General features: G+C 51.5%; 1 rRNA gene. It reads right to left on the bottom strand.

Features of this window, described 5'->3' with window-relative positions:
* Positions 1 to 1,253, bottom strand: a 23S ribosomal RNA gene (locus KFT32_RS27090); the annotation flags it as partial.
* Positions 1,254 to 1,344: the final 91 nt, after the last annotated feature.

The following is a 1,344-nucleotide window of genomic DNA, read 5'->3' as shown; positions in this document are numbered from 1 at the left end:
GTATACAACGCTCCCCTACCCCTGATACATACGTATCAAGCCATAGCTTCGGTGGTGTGTTTAGCCCCGTTACATTTTCGGCGCAGAGTCACTCGACCAGTGAGCTATTACGCACTCTTTAAATGGTGGCTGCTTCTAAGCCAACATCCTGGTTGTCTGTGCAACTCCACATCCTTTCCCACTTAACACACACTTGGGGACCTTAGCTGATGGTCTGGGCTGTTTCCCTCTTGACAATGGATCTTAGCACTCACTGTCTGACTCCCGGAATACAAGTCTATGGCATTCGGAGTTTGACTGAGCTTGGTAACCCTTGCGGGCCCCGCACCCAATCAGTGCTCTACCTCCACGACTTACTTGTTCCGAGGCTAGCCCTAAAGCTATTTCGGGGAGAACCAGCTATCTCCGAGTTCGATTGGAATTTCTCCGCTACCCCCACCTCATCCCCGCACTTTTCAACGTGCGTGGGTTCGGGCCTCCAGTGCGTGTTACCGCACCTTCACCCTGGACAGGGGTAGATCACACGGTTTCGGGTCTACGTCCACGTACTAACTCGCCCTATTCAGACTCGCTTTCGCTGCGGCTACGGCTTTTCACCTTAACCTTGCACGGGAACGTAACTCGCCGGTTCATTCTACAAAAGGCACGCCATCACCCATTTAACGGGCTCTGACTTTTTGTAAGCACACGGTTTCAGGTTCTATTTCACTCCCCTTCCGGGGTGCTTTTCACCTTTCCCTCACGGTACTGCTTCACTATCGGTCGCTAGGGAGTATTTAGCCTTGGCAGATGGTCCTGCCGGATTCATACGGGGTTTCACGTGCCCCGCACTACTCGGGATCCGTCTCGGAGGGAACAGACTTTTGACTACAGGGCTTTTACCTTCTCTGGCGGGCCTTTCCAGACCTCTTCAACTAATCGGTTCCTTTGTAACTCCATGTGAGACGTCCCACAACCCCAACCAGCAAGCTGATTGGTTTGGGCTAATCCGCGTTCGCTCGCCGCTACTGACGGAATCACTATTGTTTTCTCTTCCTCAGGGTACTTAGATGTTTCAGTTCCCCTGGTCTGCCTTCAACCACCCTATGTGTTCAGGTGGAGATAACTATCCATTACGATAGCTGGGTTTCCCCATTCGGACATCCCCGGATCAAAGCTTGCGTACAGCTCCCCGAGGCAGTATCGTTGTTCGCCACGTCCTTCATCGGCTCCTAGCGCCTAGGCATCCTCCGTGTGCTCTTAATAGCTTAACCATATCGTTCGGTATTTTGTTTCCAAAAACCTCACTCAGCAATCTATTATTCTTCACTTGTTTTGACACAAGCTCAGCTTAAAGGATCTTTC

The organism is Paenibacillus sp. Marseille-Q4541, assembly GCF_018310695.1.
Lineage (GTDB): Bacteria > Bacillota > Bacilli > Paenibacillales > Paenibacillaceae > Paenibacillus.
This window is presented reverse-complemented; position numbering and strand designations above follow the sequence as displayed.